At 38.0% G+C, this 21691-nt stretch carries 14 protein-coding genes; 5 read left to right on the forward strand and 9 right to left on the reverse strand.

Features of this window, described 5'->3' with window-relative positions; genetic code table 11:
• Window positions 1-68 precede the first annotated feature (68 nt).
• The 3 genes from J7E57_RS11000 to proS form a co-directional block, all read right to left on the reverse strand.
• Entirely contained in the window at window positions 69-920 is an 852-nt protein-coding gene (locus J7E57_RS11000) for a TIGR02757 family protein (RefSeq protein WP_215127938.1), read from the reverse strand.
• 204 nt (window positions 921-1124) lie between these two features.
• Window positions 1125-2264, reverse strand: a complete 1140-nt coding sequence (locus J7E57_RS11005; protein WP_215127940.1) for a cystathionine gamma-synthase — start codon at window positions 2262-2264, stop codon at window positions 1125-1127.
• Window positions 2265-2455: 191 nt separating this feature from the next.
• A complete protein-coding gene (gene proS, locus J7E57_RS11010) occupies window positions 2456-3928 on the reverse strand; it encodes a proline--tRNA ligase (RefSeq protein WP_215127943.1) in 1473 nt (490 codons plus the stop codon).
• Between the two features lie 198 nt (window positions 3929-4126).
• Between proS and J7E57_RS11015 the strand changes: the two genes are divergently transcribed.
• From J7E57_RS11015 to J7E57_RS11025, 3 genes are all read left to right on the forward strand, one after another.
• A complete protein-coding gene (locus J7E57_RS11015; RefSeq protein ID WP_215127945.1) occupies window positions 4127-5146 on the forward strand; it encodes a hypothetical protein in 1020 nt (339 codons plus the stop codon).
• A 20-nt stretch (window positions 5147-5166) separates the two neighbouring features.
• Window positions 5167-6693 carry an OmpP1/FadL family transporter gene (locus J7E57_RS11020; protein ID WP_215127947.1) on the forward strand — a complete coding sequence of 509 codons (1527 nt, stop codon included), beginning with the start codon at window positions 5167-5169 and terminating at the stop codon, window positions 6691-6693.
• A 219-nt stretch (window positions 6694-6912) separates the two neighbouring features.
• Window positions 6913-8538 (forward strand): hypothetical protein, encoded by a 1626-nt coding sequence (locus J7E57_RS11025; protein ID WP_215127949.1) that lies wholly within the window; start codon window positions 6913-6915, stop codon window positions 8536-8538.
• 916 nt (window positions 8539-9454) lie between these two features.
• Here the strand turns inward: J7E57_RS11025 and J7E57_RS11030 are convergent.
• The 6 genes from J7E57_RS11030 to J7E57_RS11055 form a co-directional block, all read right to left on the reverse strand.
• Window positions 9455-10852 carry a SusD/RagB family nutrient-binding outer membrane lipoprotein gene (locus tag J7E57_RS11030; protein ID WP_215127952.1) on the reverse strand — a complete coding sequence of 466 codons (1398 nt, stop codon included), beginning with the start codon at window positions 10850-10852 and terminating at the stop codon, window positions 9455-9457.
• Window positions 10853-10877: 25 nt separating this feature from the next.
• On the reverse strand, window positions 10878-13886 hold the full coding sequence (locus J7E57_RS11035) for a SusC/RagA family TonB-linked outer membrane protein (RefSeq protein ID WP_215127954.1): 3009 nt from the start codon (window positions 13884-13886) through the stop codon (window positions 10878-10880).
• A gap of 313 nt (window positions 13887-14199) precedes the next feature.
• Window positions 14200-16113 (reverse strand): hypothetical protein, encoded by a 1914-nt coding sequence (locus J7E57_RS11040; RefSeq protein WP_215127957.1) that lies wholly within the window; start codon window positions 16111-16113, stop codon window positions 14200-14202.
• 51 nt (window positions 16114-16164) lie between these two features.
• Window positions 16165-16626, reverse strand: a complete 462-nt coding sequence (locus tag J7E57_RS11045; RefSeq protein WP_215127959.1) for a hypothetical protein — start codon at window positions 16624-16626, stop codon at window positions 16165-16167.
• Window positions 16627-16667: 41 nt separating this feature from the next.
• Window positions 16668-18506 carry a UbiD family decarboxylase gene (locus J7E57_RS11050; RefSeq protein WP_215127961.1) on the reverse strand — a complete coding sequence of 613 codons (1839 nt, stop codon included), beginning with the start codon at window positions 18504-18506 and terminating at the stop codon, window positions 16668-16670.
• A 104-nt stretch (window positions 18507-18610) separates the two neighbouring features.
• Window positions 18611-19090, reverse strand: coding sequence for a Dps family protein (locus tag J7E57_RS11055; RefSeq protein WP_057934298.1), 480 nt, complete (start codon window positions 19088-19090; stop codon window positions 18611-18613).
• A gap of 285 nt (window positions 19091-19375) precedes the next feature.
• On the opposite strand from J7E57_RS11055, the gene J7E57_RS11060 reads away from it, so the two are divergent.
• Entirely contained in the window at window positions 19376-20920 is a 1545-nt protein-coding gene (locus J7E57_RS11060) for a LysM peptidoglycan-binding domain-containing protein (RefSeq protein ID WP_215127963.1), read from the forward strand.
• Window positions 20917-21567, forward strand: a complete 651-nt coding sequence (locus J7E57_RS11065) for a uridine kinase (RefSeq protein WP_215127965.1) — start codon at window positions 20917-20919, stop codon at window positions 21565-21567. The genes J7E57_RS11060 and J7E57_RS11065 overlap by 4 nt, the downstream gene beginning before the upstream one ends.
• The last annotated feature ends 124 nt before the right edge of the window (window positions 21568-21691 follow it).

Below are 21691 nucleotides of genomic sequence, written 5' to 3' on the forward strand. Positions count from 1 at the left end.
TAAGTATAAGTATAGGAAGATTGAATTGAAAAAAGAACTTTTTTTTGACTTTTCTCAATTCTCAAACTTTAAAGCAATTTTTCTACACCTAGTCCAAATAATGCAAAATCATACTTCACCGGATCTGAGGGATCGAACTGCTTCAAATTGTCGGTTAATTCAATTGCAGTTAACCAATCGGTCTGCTTTCTATTAATCAGTCCAAGCGAGCGTCCTACCCGATCAACATGCACATCACAGGGACAGATTAGATCTTTTGGCTGAAGTATATTCCAGATGCCAAAATCAACACCTTTTTGATCTATCCTAACCATCCACCGCAAAAACATATTTAAACGTTTACAGGTAGATTTTTGCTTTGGCGAGGAGATATGTTTCTTCGTGCGGTGAGGAAAATCTTCTAAGGAGAAAAAATACTGCCTGAAATGGTTCAATGCCTGCTCTATCGAGAAGTTAAGCTCAGCAGCACAGCACACTTCCGAGGCATATGTTATCTCAGGTTTTATAGATGAAACTTCTAAATAATCAGTCCGAAAAACATCTTGCCTAGGTACAAACGCCTGCTCTAAACTATCGAAGTTTTGATAATGCTGCTTAAAAAACGAAATAAAATAAAGTAAGTCGGTATCGTTAAACGTGCGGTGTTTAAAGTTCAGCAGGCGTTTTAAATCGTTATCGGTATGATTGACAACAAAATCATGGGGCGCATTATCCATACGGGCCAGCAGTTCCTTACATTTATTAATAATAGTTTTCCGCTGCCCCCAGGCTAAAACCGCAGCAAAAAAACCCGCAATTTCTATATCCTGTTTTTTATCGAAAAGATGCGGAATACAAACTGGATCGTTTGCTATAAAATTTGGCTGATTGTATTGTTCTACTTTACTATCCAGAAAATTCTTTAACTCAAGAAATTGCATCGTTAGCTTTTTTTAAGACGTAAATAGCAGCACAATTGTTGCCTTTTAAACCGGATTGAAACGGTATCCTTTTTTGTTTTCACTAATTTAATAAAGCAGATACCTAAGCAAAAAAGATTTAGTGCAAAGCCGGGCTTCCATTAATTTTAGAATAGGATTTGCTTTACAAAAAACGGGCAAATATTTTATCTGCCCGCTCGAATATTATGCTAATGCATTTGCTAGATCCTCTAAAAGATCGTCGATATCCTCTACCCCAACGCTTAAACGGAGTAAGTTATCGGTAACACCTACTTTCTCTCTTTCTTCTTTCGGGATAGAGCCATGTGTCATCGTTGCTGGATGGTTAATTAGTGATTCTACCCCGCCCAATGATTCAGCCAATGTGAATACTTTAAAATTAGAAGAGATTCTAAAAGTTTCTTCCAGATCAGCACCTTTTAAGGTAATCGAAATCATACCGCCAAATCCACGCATTTGTTTTTTAGCTACATCATGATTAGGGTGATCTTCAAAACCCGGCCAATAAATTTTATCAACCTTTGGATGTGTTTTTAGGTAATGTGCAATACGCGCTCCATTTTCGCAATGTGCTTTCATCCGAAGGTGAAGCGTTTTTATACCCCTCAATACTAAAAAAGCATCTTGCGGACCCGGTGTTGCACCACAGGCATTGTAAATGAACCAAAGGTCTTTATACAATTGTTCATCATTTGTTACCAAAGCACCCATTACCACATCAGAGTGGCCACCAATGTATTTGGTTACCGAATGCATCACAATATCAGCGCCCAGATCAATCGGGTTTTGTAAATAAGGTGATGCGAATGTATTATCAACGGTAAGGATTAAATTTTTCTCTTTTGTAATTTTTGCCACCCCTTCAATATCGATAATCTGCATGGTTGGGTTGGTAGGTGTTTCAATCCAAACCAGTTTCGTTTTATCATTGATGTATGGCAACATATTCTCTGGCTTAGAAAGATCCAGAAAATGGAATTTAATCCCATACTTGGCGAATATTTTAGTGAAGATGCGGTATGAGCCACCGTACAAATCATTTCCGGTAATCACTTCATCGCCAGGCTGCAATAATTTCAATACGGCATCTGTTGCCCCCATTCCACTCGAAAAAGCCAGACCATATTTGGCATTTTCTAAAGCAGCTAAACAATCTTCCAAAGCTTTACGTGTTGGGTTTGTTCCTCTCGAATACTCGTAGCCTTTATTGTCTCCAGGAGATTTCTGCCAATAGGTAGAGGTTTGATATATCGGTGTCATTACAGCACCTGTGGTTGGATCAGGCTCTTGACCTGCATGTATAGCTTTAGTTGCGAATTTCATTTTTAAAGTATCAAGATTGATGATTACCAAGTATCGAGATAAGATTTCAAAACACCTATATCTCCGATACTATTTTACATTAATATTTAAATCGTTCATCAGAAGATTCAATCCTTCTAAAACGGTTTTAAATTTATTTTTAAGGCGATAGCAAGGAGACTCTCGACTCCGAACTCCCGACTCAAGACTGTTTAATACGCTCTTGCAAACAGTACCCTTTGGATAGATGGTTTTCCTGAATAAATACAAACGCCATCTTCTAATTTATTATCTAAAGGAATACAACGAATGGTTGCTTTTGTTTCTTCTTTTATCTTTTGCTCAGTTTCTGGTGTTCCATCCCAATGCGCTGAAATAAAACCAGCTTTGGTATCTAACAATTCCTGAAACTCCTCGTAACTATTGGCTGCTGTAATATGCTCATCGCGATAAGCCAAAGCTTTGTTGAACATGCTTTGCTGAATATCTTCCAATAGTTTGATGATGTAAATATCCAATCCTTCCTGAGGTACAGTTTGTTTCACCTTGGTATCTCTACGGGCAATTTCTACTGTTTTATTTTCTAAATCGCGACCACCAATAGCAATACGGATTGGCACACCTTTCAACTCATAATCAGCGAACTTAAATCCAGGGCGTTGTGTATCCCTGTCATCATATTTCACCGAAACGCCTAAACCTTTTAAACGCATGGTTAGTTCATTAACGTATGAAGAAATTCTCGCCAGATCCTCATCACCTTTATAAATCGGAACAATTACCACTTGTATTGGTGCTAATTTTGGTGGAATAATCAATCCAGAATCATCACTGTGTGCCATAATCAAAGCACCCATTAAACGTGTAGAAACACCCCATGAAGTAGCCCATACATAATCTAATTTTCCATCTTTACCAGTAAACTTAACATCAAAAGCTTTAGCAAAATTCTGGCCTAAAAAGTGAGATGTACCTGCTTGTAAAGCTTTACCATCCTGCATTAAGGCCTCAATACAATAAGTATCTAAAGCACCCGCAAAGCGTTCATTCGGCGATTTACGGCCTCTGATTACCGGAACTGCCAACCAATTTTCGGCAAAATCGGCGTAGATATGCAACATACGTTCTGTTTCCTCAATCGCCTCTTCTGCAGTAGCATGTGCGGTATGTCCTTCCTGCCACAAAAATTCGGCTGTACGCAGAAATAACCTGGTACGCATTTCCCATCTTACCACATTCGCCCATTGATTGATTAATATTGGTAAATCACGGTACGATTGGATCCATCCTTTATAAGTATTCCAAATAATGGTTTCGGATGTAGGGCGAACAATTAATTCCTCCTCTAACTTAGCTGTTTCATCTACAACAATATTTCCGTTACCGTCATTCTTTAACCGATAATGCGTTACAACCGCACATTCTGTCGCAAAGCCCTCAACGTGAGAAGCTTCCTTAGAGAAAAATGACTTTGGAATGAATAATGGAAAATAGGCATTTTGATGGCCTGTATCCTTAAACATTTTATCTAAAACAGCCTGCATTTTTTCCCATATAGCATAGCCATTTGGCTTTATAACCATACAACCACGCACGGCAGAATGCTCTGCTAAATCTGCTTTTAATACTATATCATTATACCACTGGGAATAATCTGCTTCTCTACTTGTAATTTCTTTGCTCATCTTATGTATTTGGAACGTAATTTGTATGTTAAAAAGTGTAAAATCCAACGGCAAATTTATAAATTTATGCCTACAAACGATTAACAAAATAATATCAATTATTTTATACCATTTTTTGACTAAATAAATAGTTAATATTTTTTACTTTTGAAACTTGTTTATTAAATTCGTGAACACACACAACTAAGTATAAACACAATGAAACCAATTAAATTTTTACCCATTGTTATGATTGCCGCCGCAGGGTTGGTGGCATCATGCGCTACATCAAAACTGGCTCAAACTAAGCCAGCTGATGATGTTTATAATTCTGTGGCGAAAGCCAGGGAGGTTGAAACAGCACCTCAACCCCAGAACCGACAAGGCCAGCAATATCAGGCTCAGGGACAGGAAGAATATGATGAATATTACGGAACAAGTAATCCTTATTACGATATGGATTACTCATCTAGAATAAACCGTTTTTATAATGGTTACAGCTTTCAAGGTTACTACGACCCATATTTTGATAATTATTATTACGGAAGCAGCTACGGAAACTCTAATTATTTAGGTTATGGCTTAGGTGGCTGGAGTAACGGCTATGGCTTAGGTGCATGGGGCGGTAATTTTGGCTATGGCTACGGCAGTATCTGGAGCAACCCATTTTATTATGGCAACTTTGGTTACGGTTACAACAATCCTTATGGTTGGAATTCTTGGGGACCTAACTCCTATTACGATCGTTACGGTTGGGGCGGCGGTGGATACTACGGCGGAGGCTGGGGTATTGGCGGCGGATATTATGGTGGCGGTGTATATACCAATAGAGGTTATAACAGACCAAGACCTGGAAGTGATGATAGAGGAACGCCAAGATATGGAAACGGAAACGCTGGAAATGTGGGCAGACCGAGCAGATCTGGTGTTACAAATCCAAATGGTGTAGGTTATGCTCCAAATATTAATGCTGGAAGACCAAGCAGAAACCAAGGTAATGGCAGCTATGCACAACCTCAGGGCTCGCAAGCTGGCAGACCTACAAGGAATGATAATTATAGTCCTCAAGGTACACAAAGTAGCAGGCCTACCAGAAACGAAACCTATACTCCACCTACCAGAACCGAAAGCAGACCTAGTTATTCACCACCACCATCAAATGGCGGCGGAAATAGTGGCGGTGGTTCAACCGGCGGCGGTGGTGGCGGTTCAAGACCATCAAGAGCAGGAAGAGGTTAATTTAAATTTAAACACACAACATGAAAAAATATATTTTAGCTTCACTAGTAGCTACAGTAGCTGCTATGGGAACAACGTACGCCCAAAGTTACGCCCCTGATGCATTCCGCTTTTCTCAAACCAATTATGGTGGTTCTGCCCGCTTTAAGGGAATGGGCGGTGCACAAATCGGAGTTGGAGGTGATATTGGTTCAATTAACGCAAACCCTGCCGGATTGGGTTTATTTACCAAATCTGAGTTTAGTTTAACCCCTGAATTTAATTCTGTATCAAACAATAGCGCATACCTGGGCAATAATACCAAAGCTGATAAAAACCAGATTAATCTGAATAACATTGGCGTTGTATTTTACAGTCCGGCGGCAAGAATAAAGGGAGCTGATGTAAATAAAGGATTGGTAAGTACGGTATTCGGCTTAAGCTATACGAGAAATAACGATTTTTTAAATAACATTAACTATGGTGGTATTAACAAAAACAATTCAATCAGGAACTCCTATGCTGAACAAGCCAATAATTATGGGACTTCTAATAGTATAGCTGGTGATGCTTATAATAGCTATTTAATTAATAAAAATACACCAGCGTTTCCTAATCAATATTCTGCAGAACCATCAGGCACTAACTTTAATCAAAATTGGGATGAAGCACGTTTAGGCTCTACCTCCGAATTTAATGTGGCTGGCGCGCTAAATTTTGGCAACAAGGTATATATTGGTGCAACAGCGAGTTTTGTAAATGTTAAATATACCAGCGATGCCACATTTACCGAATCTGGCATTGTTAACTCATATAATGATGGTGACGCCATACCGACATATAACGGAAACGAAAATTACAACCTTACCCACTTTAGAAATCAGGAGACTAAAGGCGGTGGTTTTAATTTAAAACTAGGTGCTATTTTCAGGCCGGTAAACGAATTAAGAATCGGTTTGAATTTTCAAACACCAACCTGGATGAATATTGAAGATAATACCAGCGAAACTTTACAGGCAACTACTGCGGGTAATGCTTCAACAGCGCCAAACAAATCAAATAACCCCACCCAATACTATTCTTTCAGTTACAACTTACGTACACCGTTAAAAGCATCTGCAGGTATCAGCTATGTAATTGCTGGTACGGCATTAATCTCAGCTGATGTTGATTATGTAGATTATGCCTCTATGCGTTTTTCTGATTCTAACGGTTCTGATCTTTCAACAATCAATAGCAACAATGCTTTTATTAAAGAATCTTATAAAGAAGCAGTTAACTATAGGGTTGGTGCGGAAGTAAAAGTGACGAACGAGTTTAGCTTAAGAGCTGGTTACGGGGTAAATGGAAATGGTGTTAAAGGCGGCGACAATAAATTTTACCAGGGTCAGTATTATACTGGTGGAATTGGATACCGCATAGATAACTATTATTTCGATTTAGCGTATCAGAACTACAAAACAAACTTTAGCTCTAGCCCCTACCTGTTAGATGATTATACTGAACCTGTTGCAGATGTTAAAAGCAATAGAAACAATGTATTCTTAACTTTTGGGGTAAGATTTTAAATTTAGTTTCAACAAAAAAAGGCCACAAAATTTAAAAATTTTGTGGCCTTTTTTTTGCCATAAATATCATAATCTTTTTTTTATGAATTACAGAAGACATACAACTATTAATATAATAAATTATACAAAATAATATGTTAAAAAATCATTAAATAAATAATTAAACATACATATTAGATTTTTTTAACTATCATTGTAGTTTAAAAACAAAAACCTAATATGAAACACAAAATCTATTATTTAGCGATTCTCGCGCTCCTATTCTCATGCAAGAAAGAAATTAAACAGGATTTTTTACTTCCATCATCTACCATAGTAGAAAGACAAGATTCAAAAACCATCTTTTCCAAAACTCTAGCAATTGCTTTAGAAAAAGAGCCAGCCTTAAGAACGTTTATCAAAAAAGAAGCACTAAAACAATTTGACATGGACAATGATGTTCTTTTTCAAATGGTGAAGGATAACGAAATAGCTTCTGGAAAAACATTTTATCAAGTATTATCACAGTACGCTAGCTCCAAGACTGAATTAGATAACGCTATTAAAAACCTTCCGACACTAACCATAATGGTACCTGAAGTAATCAATTTTTCTATCGGTTCCTGGAATCCTGTTACAGAAATACCTAAAGTTGCAGTATCTCCTGAGAATAAAAATTTTAAACAAATTAGTATTTATGATGAGAAAGGAGAAATAATCAATATACCTTCAGGATATCTCCCTGGATTTCCTGTCGTTGTAGTCAAAGAAAATGAACGGGTAGCTGTTTCAGCCAGTGGAAATGCAAGAATGCTGGAAGATGGCCCAAAAACACTGGAATTCTTTTCTAAAGGTGAGTTAAAATATAACTTTGTAGATCAAGCCTTTGATGGAACAAATAATAATCTAACTCCACCCTCATCAATTAGCAGCAGTGGGTTGCCTTTAAACCTTAATTCAAAAATTAGCAGATCTGTATCTACCCAAGCAATCGGTTCACCACTTACAAACGTGTTTAATATCGACCAAAAAGTAGTTGATGCATATAATGTAAATTTAGATTGGCATAGAGATTATATTTATTATGGATTAAATCCAAACGCAGGTATTGTGAAAGGTAAATTTAACAATCGGGTATCAGAATATATTGTATCAATTCGTATGGCAGATGGTAATCTAGCTAAAATATCAGATGAGCCTAAAGATCCTAAAGACTTAAATAAATTTGTAACACCAAGGCCTCCAAGAAACGGAGATCCAGTAATCAAAGATTGGACCGACGGTTTTTTTGAATTTAGGATAGCCATTTTAATAAATGCTAAAAATGGAGCAGGAACTCAATTGAATAAAAATATTTCAGCTGTTGGATCAGACCTTTATAACTTAATTACCAAACAAACGGGCAATCCCCGTAATCCAGTTTATGAAATTATTGGACTTGAACCTAAAGATTATTTCATAAATGAAAAATTGATTCCTTGGGATCTTGAGAATTACGGCGCAGCCTGGAAATTTATTGTAAGTGAATTTGATGATTCTGCGACCTCAAAAAAGACTTACAATGAAACTGCTAAATTTATAACAAACTTTAATTATGAAGCTACTTTTGGTGAAGTAGTTAAAGTGGGGCTTAAAGCTGGTGCAACTCAAGAAACATCCTCTTCCAATACATTTGAGTATGTAACAACAACTGGCTCTGATGAATTAGGTGAAGGGATACTAGAATTTGGGTCACCTGTTATATTAAGAAAGGACACGAAGACTTACATTGGAAGAAATGGAAACACCGTCACCACAGAAGAATATGTAACTAATGAGGTGAGCTGTGGACAAATATTTTTATCGATAGAACCAAGGCAATTTTAATATTATAAATTAAAGCTGAAGTTCAATTATTTAACAAATTAGATAATTGAACTTCTTATATACCCATAAGAATCAAGATTAAAAAGTTAGTATATATTTCATAACACACAAATAATAATTTTTATTTATTCCTAACCATAATCTCCTTCTCCCGATAAACCACTCCCCTATCCGTTACGCCTGTATAATAATTTTAAACGGCTCTGTTAAATCGTCGGCATTAAAACTAAGGGTGTTTCACCGTTAACCAACACCTGACAATTCCAATAAACAGTCGCGAAATTGATGAGTTCATTTTTATTGGTAATATCCAATACATAAAATTCTTTGAGAAGATTAACACCTTTTAAAAGGATGATATTGGGTTTGGATCCCTGATCAGTACATCCCTGATAAACAGTGGTGCCGCCTATACCATTCGCATAAGTTTTACCAGGGACAATACTATACTGGTGGAATTGGATACCGCATAGATAACTATTATTTCGATTTAGCGTATCAGAACTACAAAACAAACTTCAGTTCAAGTCCGTATTTATTAGATGATTACAGCGAGCCTGTTGCAGATGTTAAAAGCAATAGAAACAACGTATTCTTAACCTTTGGCGTAAGATTTTAAGCGCTAAACATGAGCATATTTCAGAAAAGAGGGTGTATCATAAATATAAATTGTCATCCTGAGCTTGTCGAAGGACTTAGTTAAATACACTTTTATGTGTTTCGACGGGCTCAACATGACAAAATCTGCCGAGAAATTGTCTTTATGATACACCCTCTTTTTTGGTCATTAATATTAATAACTTGTCTTACATAATTAAGAAGCGCCAGTTTTCAACTAGAGAACTGGCGCTTTTTTTTACAACAAAAAGGATACCCAATCGGATATCCTCAACATGATCAACTAACCAGCACCTATTTAATTAACATCCCACCATAACCTATCGGTAATTTTAGCCTTTTGTTGCGATTGTGGGTTTGCTGTAATTTCGGTATTTGGGTAAAGTACCCTTCTCGGAATTTCAGAGAGTGCATTTTTAACTTTAGTCAAAGCTGGGAATCCCGTACGGCGCCAATCTGTATAATTTTCAGCATTAAGAAAGTTTGCAACCGACTTTTCTTCCATAATTAAACGTAGTGCATTTGTACTGCTGAGTGTTCCCCGCAAAGCAATGTAGGTATCCATATCAGTTGTGCTCACCCCCACCTTAGTCATGTGCTGTTTGATACCATCCTGATAAATAGGTTGCGCAGCTGCAAAACCAGATATCACCAACGTGGCTTCGGCTTTTATAAATAATGCCTCGGTATAATTTACCAGATAATTATTGGCATTGGCACCCGCGTAAAAATCGGCAGGGATTGAGTAAGCCTCCAGACTTCCAATTTCGTCTAAACCGATCTGCCGGCCAGTATATAAACCGGTTTGTTTGGCAGGTTTAACCATTTTGCTTAATCTTGGATCGTTTCTGGTAGTAAAAGCATCAACAAAGGTGTTGGCAAGCACAAATGTGGTACCTGGTAGAAAATTTTGCTGCCATGGATTTTCTGCCCCTGCTGCACCACTGAAAGCAATTTTAGCATCATCATCATTGCTCTGCATACCATTAGTTAGTGCAGTCAAAGCCAGCTGTGCCTGTCCAGAAGCTGTATTTCCAGGTGCTTTACTCAGGTGCATGTAATAACGTGCTTTTAAAGTATAAGCCAATTTTCTCCACTTTGCCATATCGCCCGCATAAATGTAATCGTCGCTTCCGGGTTTAAGGCCGGCATTTTTTGCAATATCAGCTATTCCATCATCCAGTAAAGCTTGAATCTGAACATAAATCTGCTGCTGACTATCATACGCTGGAGTTGGCTGTGTTACCCCTAAAAAAGCCTGACTGTAAGGAAGATCACCCCAGGCATCTGTAGCATAACCCAAAGTATAAGCTGTAAGAATTTTAGAAATGGCACCGTAATTAAAATTGCCGTTGGCAACAGCTTTAACCTTTAATAAATTGAGGTTGTTTAATGTTCTTACGTACACATTGTTCCAGTCGCCATCCATATCGACATTATACATCAGATAAGTACCGAAATTTGGTGCCACCTGGTTGAGTGCCATTACCTGCAAATATTGTTGCAACACCACACTTAAATTCCCGTCGCCCGATGCATTGATATTTTGCGAAATCAGCATTTGTATAGGTGGTAACATGAGCGATTCTTTAACATCAATCGGTCTGTTTGGATCTTCATTTACATCCAGGTATTTTTTGCATCCGGCTACTGCGACCATAAGGGCAAAGCCTAAAATAAAATATATCTTTTTCATGTTATTTCTTTCTAATTGTTAAGGGTTATAAGGTAAGTTTCAAACTAAAATCAACAGATCTTGATGTTGGCGTTGAGAACGAATAAATCCCTTGCGAACCATTTGATGAACCAAATGAACTTACTTCCGGATCTCCACCAGTAAAGTGTGGCGCGTAAATCCAAAGGTTTCGTCCGGTTACCTGAAATCCGATGGTTTTGAAAGGTGTTTTTTGTAACCAGCCCGGTTTAACGTTATAACCCAAACTTACATTTCGCAATTTAACATAGGTTCCATCCTGAATTACTGATTCGAGAACACTGTTAGCACGTTGATAATAAGCTTGTCCTGTAGCTGAAACCGTATTTGGCAAGCCTGTTGTGGCATTTACACCCTCAACTATACGTGGTCCACGATCTTCGGTAACTTTAGGTGTACCATAAAAATAGCCATAACCATCTACGTTATTCTGAATATCTCCACCCTTTTTCATATCAAAAGAGAAACTAAGCGTAAACTGCTTATACTTGAAATTATTAACAATACCGCCCATCCAATCCGGATTAATATCTCCAACTATACCTTGCTCATCGGCGGCAAAAGGAAGGCCTCCATCATCAGTAAGCAACTGGCCAGCCGCATTTCTGGCATACCGGGTACCATAAATTACACCGTAAGGCTGGTTAACAAAAATAAAGGTGAAACCATTGCCAACCTGTTTCAGGTCTTTGTAAATAGAAAGCACTTTGTTTCTGATTCTGCTGTAGTTTATCGTTAAATCCCAGCTAAAATCCGGGGTCGAAACTGGTTTCGCATTTAACAGAACCTCTATGCCGCGGTTGCGCATAGCTGCAGAATTTACACTGGTTGCGTTAAAACCTGTAGATGGCGCCAAAGCCACCGACGGAATAATGCCATTTTTAGTCCGCTTATCGAAATAGGTAAGCTCAATGCCTAATCGGTTTTTAAAGAAACCGGTTTCTAATCCAACTTCAAACTCGTTAATACGTTCATTTTTCAGGTTTGGATCGCTAAGTACCTGGCTGATTAAGAAACCCGATTGTCCCTGATAAGGAAAGGTAGTATTTCTAATCGTTTGCGATTCGTAGGGAGTAAGCAAACTATATGGACCTATGCTTGCATTACCTACCGTACTGTAAGAAAGCCTTAACTTACCAAAGTTCATCACTTCAGAAAGGCCGTTAGAAAAGAAATTAGAGAAAATAAAACTTGTTGCAGCCGAACCGTATGGATAAAATCTGTTGTCTTTAGCCAAAACCGAAGTACCATCGTATCTGCCTGTTAAAGACAAGATAATGAACTTTTTATAATCGATATTAGATTGCAGATAAAAGCCTATTTTCCGTGTAAGGTAACTGGTTTCTGTAAATTTAACAGTCGAGGCAGAACCGATATTATTAAAACCTGGAATCGTGATTCCTAAGCCATTGGCATAGCCATTTTGCGAATATGTTGAAATGAGGTTGTTACCCAGTAAGGCTTCGACATTAAAATCACCAAAACTTTTGTTGGCGTTCAGTATCAGATCATTATTATACTGTCTGAAATTGGTATTGTTATTTACAATTCTTCCGTTAGGATTAGAGACCGACAGTAAAGACTCGGTGTATTTACCTTGTTCTACGTAAACATCGGCTCCAAAACGCTCAGTAATGGTTAACCAGTTTAAGGGTTTATAATCGGCTGTAAATGTTGGCAGAAAACGGTTCACAACTGATGTATTGCTAATATTATCTAACACCCAGTAAGGATTATTGCGCGAGAAACGATATAAACGCTGACTTCCATCAGGGTTTACCGAAGGTTGCAGGTCGTAAGAAACTGGGGCAGAAAAAATGGTCCACACCGGACTTTCCAAGGCATAACCTTCAGGTAGCCGACGGTTTTTGGTATTGGCATAATTTAAGGAGAAAGTAACATTCAGATCCTTAACAATTTGTGTGGTGAATTTACCAAAAACGGTATTCCGGTCGAACGAAGTGCTAGGTACCGTTCCATCCTGCGCAAAATTGGTATACGATATAAAATAAGAGTTGTAAGCTCCACCTCCATTTATGGCTACTGTGTTAGTATATGTTTTTCCGGTTTTAAAGAATAAATCAGACTGATCATATACCTGTGCAGGCTGGCCGTTAATTTTTAAGGTATCCATTCTTGCTCCCCACGATGTACTTGTTTTTTGGTTCACACCATCAAAATATACGCCATTTGAGCCAAGAGAATATTTATTCTGAATTTCTGGCAACAGCGGTTTCTCCATTGAAAAAGAAGAAGAAAAGCTAATACCAGGCTTTTTATTCAGGCTACCTGCTTTTGTTGTGATAATAATTACTCCTTTTGCACCATCAGATCCATATAACGCTGTTGCAGCACCACCTTTTAACACGTTAATGCTTTCAATAATATTAGGATCAAGATCGGCAATACGGTTTGTACCTGGACCCGAGTTGAGGTTACCAGTTTCATCATTATTAACCGGAATACCATCAATTACCATCAAAGCCTCATTGTTACCATAAAGGGAGTTTGCACCCCTGATTACAATACGCGATGAACTACCCGGTGTACCCGACGAACTTGTAATTTGCACACCAGAAACTTTACCTGCCAATGCGTTTACCAGGTTAGGCTCTTTCGACTGGGTAATCTGATCGCCTTTTACCTCCTGCGAGCTGTAGGTTAAATTTCGCTTATCACGTTTCACCCCTAAGGCAGTTACTACAATCTCATTCAGGCTTTGCTGGTCTTCACTTAATGTTATGGTTATGTTGCTTTGCCCGCTATAAGCAAATTCTTTGGTTGTATAACCAATTCCACTAAAAACCAGTGTAGCTGGATTTGCACTTTTAATTGAAAAGATCCCTTTCGCATCGGAAGAGGTGCCAATAGCCGTTCCTTTAACTTTTACCGATATGCCTGGGATTGGCAGCCCCGACGCATCTGTAATTTTGCCGCTAATTAGCGACGTTTGACCATAAATCTGCATGCAACAGAGCATAGTCAAAATGAACAAAGTAATCTTTAATCTGGTCATTGTATTCAGTTTAGTTAGTAATATGACCAAAATTAGGTTTATAAGAAGCCAGATAGAACGATGATTTTAACACGTATTAACCAGAAATTAACGCAAATGTTACAATCGTCGTAAATACGTTAATAAATTGTGATTTGTTTAACCGAATCAAACAAAATTTCGAACTATGGAGCCGATATTGAAGTAATTTGTTGGGTGTTTAGGCTTTCCGCCCCTCAACTGATTGTTTGTCCGCACTAACCAGATTTTCAGCACCGGTTTCGGCTGGTTAAGCGATAGCATAAAGAGTGTTGTCTTACACTATTTTCCTTGCCTACTGCCTTTTTACCGTTATTTCCTGCTCGCCATAAACCACACCATTATCAGTTACACCCTGTACAATAATTTTAAACTTTCCGGTAATATCACCAGTATTGAAATTCAAAGGGGTTTCGCCATTTACAAGCACCTGGTAGTTCCAATAAACCGTATCAAAGTTAATGGGTTCATTTTTGTTCAACACATCCGACACGTAAAACTCTTTAGGCAGGTTAATCCCTTTTAATATCACCAGATTCGATTTGAGCTCATCATCTGTGCAGCCATGGTAAACAACTGAACCACCTGCCCTGCCATCTCTATAAGTTTTACCTTTAACAGGCTCATGGCTGTCAAAATCACCAAAATGATTCGGGCAATTTAAAATATTGTACTTGCAAACATAATCGCCACACCTGTTATATCCTCTCCTAACCAAACTGTTACTGCTATCCTTGGTTTTATTAATTACCACATCTTTCAGTTTAATGCCTGCAACAGCGGTCATACTTTGGGTATTTTCGTCAGCTACGGCAGTTTTATTTACCTGCTGCACAAAATCCTGCAGACCTAGGTAAGTTTTAATATCATTTTGTGGCTCGTTAATCTTTAGCTCGTAGTTTTCATGTTTGACGGTAACTATACTTAACCACACATTGGGCTTGGCTTCTTTGGTAAGCAGACTAGCAAAAGGGATACTAAACTTACCGCTGCTATCGGTACTTAAAAAATTTATGTTAGTGCCAGCAATGGTACTTAAACTCATAGGGCCTGTTAAAGACTTCTTTTTCCGGGTTATATTTCCGTTATACTCCAGACTTGAAAGTACGTTAACAATTTCGCGCTTATCCAATTCTACTTCGGGCCATTTATACTTCCGCCATCCCTTTACCAAAAGCACATCGTTTAAATAGTTTTTATCTGCATATTTCAGTCCAAAACTATTGTTTGGGAAATCGGTCAGGTTATTGTTTAAGTAATAGGCATCAACAATGGTGTTATTATTAGACGGCAACAGCCGGTTTGCCCGCACGCAGGCAATCGAAACCAACCCGCTTAGAGGTGTATTCACCTTGTCAGTTATTTTCAGTTTTAGGTTTACTTGTCCGCGTGTTTGATATTCGCTTTTATCAGGCTCAACCATAACCTGGTTAATCCTGTCATAATGCGCAAAAAAGATTCTTTCCGCAAGGGGCTTGTAGTTACTATCTAAAACAGTTATAGTGTGCAATCCAACGGGCACCGAATCTAAATTAAACCTGATGTTTTGCATTTTACCAGCTTTTAAAGCTAAAGTGGTCTGTAAAAAAATATCCGAAAAATTATGTACCAGCACATGCACGTTAGCATTAACATTAGCTTCGAGCTGAGTTTTAAATTCATCATTACCAATGGCCGATGGCGTACTCAAAGCCACACCTTTATTTAGGGCAAGCGGTAAATGGTAAGACATAGCCTGCTGGCCATTTACCAGTAACTTTACGATATAGTGTTTTAATGATTTTGGCATGAGATAAAAAGCGCCAATGCCCATCGAACTGGTAGCAATGGTATCAACTGCGGCATTATCTTCATATAATACCCCTCGCGCCTTTATACCAGCCCCAGTTCCATCTTTTATCTCAAACCCCACTTTGCTCATTAAATCAGTAATCAGGTAGCCACCTTCCGGATAGAAACCTACTTGGTATTTTGGGCTATTCCTTATTGGAAGCTCAAATTTAACGTAGCGATTATGATTTCCCTTCTTAATGCTTATGGTTAACAGGTTGTTTGCCGCTGTAACTTTATCTGCAGGATAGTCGATCATCAATTCTCCAATGACACTGCTTTTGCCTGCCGCCGACTTTAAAACCTGTTTATCGCGTCCAATCTGATATTTGATTTGAGCATCTTCTACAAACCGGTTTTCACTTGTTAAAATTTTCAATAAAACGGTACCATTGCCCGTACGTTCATCATAAGGCTTAATTATAGATACCTAATCTACCAAAGGGCTTAATGTAGTCGATTTAATAGTAATGGTCTGAATAAATTCGGCATCGCACTTACCGTTTAAGGTGATGTTGGTATTGACTACAAAACGGTAAGCGCCTTCCGGCAACGAATCGGGGAGATTCAATGCACCATAACAAAACCCCTTATCCATTAAAAACTTTCCCTGGTATACCACGCTGCTATCTCTGTTGTGCACCAGCGATAAGTATAGGGTATGGTATTGTTTTATATCGGTTACCGTTTTAAGCAGGTAAGCGGTAAACCAAACCTGATCGTTATTGGTGTATACATTCTTATCAAAATGTACAAAGAGGTTCGAATGGGCAGTACTTAAACCATAATTGTTCAGGTTTGTAGCTACACTATCGAGTTTATGGTCTTGTGCCTTTGTAGATACACAAAGCAGCACCAATAAAAAAGTAATTAACCGGGACGTTGAAAGCATAGCGCATGTATGCTTAAAAATCAGCTTTTTATTTTAATTATTCAACTAATTATTCCATATAGGCTTCCACCCTTTTGAGCCAAAACATCCAGCTTTTTTTCCACAGCCTCATCTTTGATCAATTCAGGTGCGTGGTGGGGCTTTTTCCTTGCGTCAATAATCAACGAACCTTTACAGCCCCAGTGTTTATTAATGGTAAAATCGTTGATACCATATATATCAGCCGCCGGGTTGCTCCTTGTAAAAGCTACCCAAACCAGGTTATCAATATTGGCAGCCGTAAATTCTGCATCATCAGCCAATATAATTAAAGGTAAGCCAGATAAATCCTGATCAATCAAAGCCATATTCAATAAAGCAATTTCCGCGGCTGTTTTCTCCGGATTTAAATATTTGTCACTTTCTAAAACCAAAACCCCTGGAATGGCTATTTTCGGCTGATAAAATCCATCGCTCAATTTCAGTCCTTCAGGAGTCTTATTCCAAAGTTCACGCTGCTTATCTCCTGCTGCAGCAATTACTACCTTCGATCCGCTGTTTAATCCATCGCCGCTATAATCAAGTGTATCAATTGTAGTATTGGTATAAAAATGAACATCCCTCGTTAAATCGATCCGTTCCAAAATATGGGTAAGAAATGCTTCAATATGGTGTGTGCTTAAATGCTGATTATCTTCTTTGGCTGCAATAAACAGGTATTTAGCCAGACTCAATTGGTTTTTTCCCAGTATATGGTTCGCTATGGTTAATATTTCCTGAGGTCTGCGCGCTTTTAAATATGGGGTATAACGCTCACTACCGATGGCAAAGAGCAAAGGGTGAACGCCAGCCGCATCAACCGCATGAACTTCTTTTAAACCATGTATTTCCTGTGGTATGGCCGAGCCTGTAATTTCATGGATCAAAGCCCCAAAACTGGTATCCTCCTGTGGCGGACGGCCAACAACCGTGAAGGACCAAATGGCATCCTTTTTATGATATACGTTGTGCACTTTCATCAAAGGAAAAGGATGCGTTAAACTGTAATACCCCAAATGATCGCCAAAAGGCCCTTCTGGCTTATTTTCATTTGGGTAAACCGTTCCGGTAATAATAAAATCGGCATCTGCAGAAATGCAAAAACCTTCATCATCATAAAAATAACGGAAACGCCTATCGCCCAATGCACCTGCAAATGTCATTTCCGATAATCCTTCCGGTAAAGGCATCACTGCTGCTAAAGGATGTGATGGAGGTCCGCCAACAAAAATGCTTACTTTTAAGGGTTGGCCTAGTGCATTGGCTTTAGATTGGTGTACGCCAATCCCCCTATGGATCTGATAGTGCAACCCGATCTCCTGATCCTGGATATAATCGTTCCCCCCCAATTGGATGCGATACATGCCTAAATTTGCATTTAAAACGCCTGGTTTATCTATATCTTCAGTATAAACCTGCGGCATGGTAACAAAAGGGCCACCATCCATAGGCCAGTTTACAATTTGTGGTAACTGACTGATACTTGTTTTTAAAAATTTGCTTTTTGCAGAAGGTGTTTTAAGTGGCAAGGCCGATAAAGCCGACATTACTGAACCCGCATATTTAAATGGATTTTTTAATGCTTTTATCGGATCATTCCTTAATGATACCAGCTGTTGTACTTTTGGTAAAGTATCTCTAAAAATAAATTTCGATCGCTCTAATGTCCCAAACAGGTTTGAAACAGCAGGAAAAAGACTTCCCTTAACTTTTTCGAATAGTATTGCTGGTCCTTTATTTTCGTAAACCCTTAAATGGATGGCTGCCATTTCTAAATAGGGATCTACTTCTTCTTTTATTCTGATTAAATGACCGTACTTTTCGAGATCGGATACACATTCTGCTAAACTTTTGTATGCCATGCCCAAAGATAAATAATTAGATTTTCTCCGAAACAAAAAAGCCTCATATAAGCAGATTTTACAATAAAGCTACTTACATGAGGCTTTTAACCACCTAAATTATATTATTTCTTTCCTGCGAAAGAGCGCAACATCCAGGTATTTTTCTCTTTAAACTGCATAAAACGGTTAACCATATCGTTAGAACCATCATCTCCTGCCGCATCTGTAGCTTCTAAAAGTTCTCTTTCCAATTCGATCAATGCAGCCATATCATCTAAAATGGCATCAACCATATCAAGATCTTTAAGGCCAATGGTATCAATTTCTTTAATTTTAGATTCTTTAATATAATCGGCAAAACGGCTATGCGGTGCTTTACCCAAGGTTAATACACGCTCGGCTATCTCATCAATAGTTAATTGTGCATTGGTATATAATTCTTCAAACTTAACATGTAAAGTAAAAAAGTTCTGTCCTTTAATATTCCAGTGGCAACCTCTTAGTTTTTGATAATGAATGTGATAATTGGCCAAATAATCGTTTAAAAGATCTACAACTGGTTTAACTTCTTTTTCGTTTAAGCTTATTTCTTTAGCGTCCATTTTTTTATTATTTATATTGTTTTTTTGATGTCAACGTAACAAACCAAATTTATAAAAGTTTTGCGCAATTTTGTCTTTTGAACAATACGTTATTTATTAAATCGTTTAATATTCAACATTAAACGAAACAACCATTTTATAAACATTTGTTAATGAATAGCATATCGAATTTACAAAGTTAAGGTCATCTTATTTTTACTTGAAAACGAACAGCTCAACTTAAGATGGTTAACAATATTATTCGTATAATTGCTCCCTTTGACTTAAAAATTTACATAAAAATAAATGCATAAAATATATTTATCTGCTGTAGTGTTATTTGCCTTAAACATTGCAAATGCCAAAGCCAACACAGCAAGAGACTCTATCGGTGTAGAAAATAATAAAGGCAAAAAACTGATCGTTCACCAAACCGTAGCAAAAGACACTTATTATTCGATCGGGAGAAGGTATAATGTTTCGCCTAAAGATATCATGACCTTTAATGATAATAAATTCCTTCAGGTTGGGGTTATTATTAAGGTACCTACTAATGTTCCCTTTACAGCTACTGGCTCATCGAATACTGCAACACCTGGCTCTTCAACTGCTAATGTTATAGAACATACTATAAAGCCAAAAGAAAACTTAAATATGTTGGCCGAAAAATATGGCACAACCATCAATGAGATTAAAGCTTTAAATAACCTTAGCAGCAGTAATTTAAGCATCGGTCAGGTTTTAAAAATCCCTGCTAAAAATGGTGAACAAACTGCAACAGCTCTTCCGGTAACGCCACCAGCGAAAAACAATACAGAAACGCCTCAAGCCAATACATCATCTGCTGATCAAACCATGATCGAGCATACTGTTGCGCCTAAGGAGTTTTTAGGCAAAATAGCCGAGAAATACGGCACTACTGTTGAAGAAGTAAAAAAAGCCAATAACCTTTCGGGAAACAACCTGCGTATTGGCCAGAAACTTAAAATTCCGGCAACGAAAAATATCGACGAGAATAAAGTAGTAGCTGCTGCCGAAGAAAAACCGATACAGGATAACAAATCTACAGACGCAGCAGGAACACATACTGTTTTAAGAAACGAAACTATCTTCACCATCGCTAAACAATACGGCATTACCGCTTACCAGATTAGAAAACTGAACGATTTGCCTGATAACGCCATTACCATTGGACAGGTTTTAAAAGTACCGGGAGGGATTATTACAGATGTTCAGGTTCCGAAAGAAAAGCAGACAGAAGCCAAAGTAAAAGAGGTAGAAGCTAAAGTTAAAGAAGCACCAGCAGCAACAAGAGAAGAGAGTTTTATCCATACTGTAGCTACCGGTGAAAACATTTTTACCATTGCTAAAAAATATAATTTAACCGCTTATCAGATCAGAACAGCAAACAAACTGGAGGATAATGCGATTAAAGTTGATCAGAAGCTGATTATCCCTAAACCACCACAACCAAAATCGGTAAATGATTTATCTAAAGAAGAACAGGAAAATGAACCAGACAGTACTATGGTTAAAGACCCTAAACTTCGTCGCGATCCAAGTGTATATGGTTTAAGCCAGATCGAAGAAAAAGGAACCGCTGTTTGGATTGCAGACCAAGATCTGGACGGGACAAAAATGTTGGTTTTACACCGTACGGCACCAGTGGGCAGGGTAATTAAGATTACCAACCCAATGACTAACCGCACTACCTTTGCCAAAGTTGTTGGTAAATTTACAGAGAACGAATCCACAAAAGATGTTATAATTGTAATGACTAAAGCCGTAGCCGATTCACTGGGCGCTTTAGACAAACGTTTTTTTTGCAATTTAACATATAGTGCTCAATGAGTTTAAACAAAAAGCCATTTATAATTGGTATTGCCGGTGGTAGCGGATCGGGTAAAACATTTTTCTTAAACTGTTTTCTTCATCATTTTAAACAGGACGAAGTAACACTTGTATCGCAAGATGATTATTATATCCCTGCGGGCGAGATGACACAGGAAGAGAACAAGTTATACAATTTCGACCTCCCATCTACCATTGATAGTGCGCAGTTTTTGAGAGACATTAAGCAATTAATGAGTGGTGAAGTTGTTTACAAAAAAGAATATAACTTCAATAACCCATTAGCCGTAGTTAAAATTTTAGAAATTAAATCGGCACCAATCATTATTGTAGAAGGCCTTTTTATCCTCCACTTCAAAGAAATTGCCGCGCTGTTGGATCATGCCATTTTTGTTGATGCAGATGAACAGGTAGCTTTAGATCGCCGTATAAAACGCGATGGCTTGGAACGTGGTTACCCTGAAGATGATGTATTGTACAAATGGCACAACCATGTAGTGCCAGCCTATAAAGAATATTTATTGCCATATCGCGAACAATGCAATAAGGTGGTGATGAATAACACCAACGAACCTGAAGAAATTATCGGTATCACAGAAGATATCTCCAACGATTTAAGAAATAGTATTTTAGTAGATATAGCTTAACTTTTTTGAATAACATTAAAGCAGCAATGACGACCGCGATAGATCGTCATTTCGACCACAGTGTTCCAAAGGAACTCCTTCGGAGGAGAAATCTTAAATCTCATTTAAATAAATTTGATTCATA

Source organism: Pedobacter sp. ISL-64 (assembly GCF_018613605.1).
Taxonomy (GTDB): Bacteria; Bacteroidota; Bacteroidia; order Sphingobacteriales; family Sphingobacteriaceae; genus Pedobacter.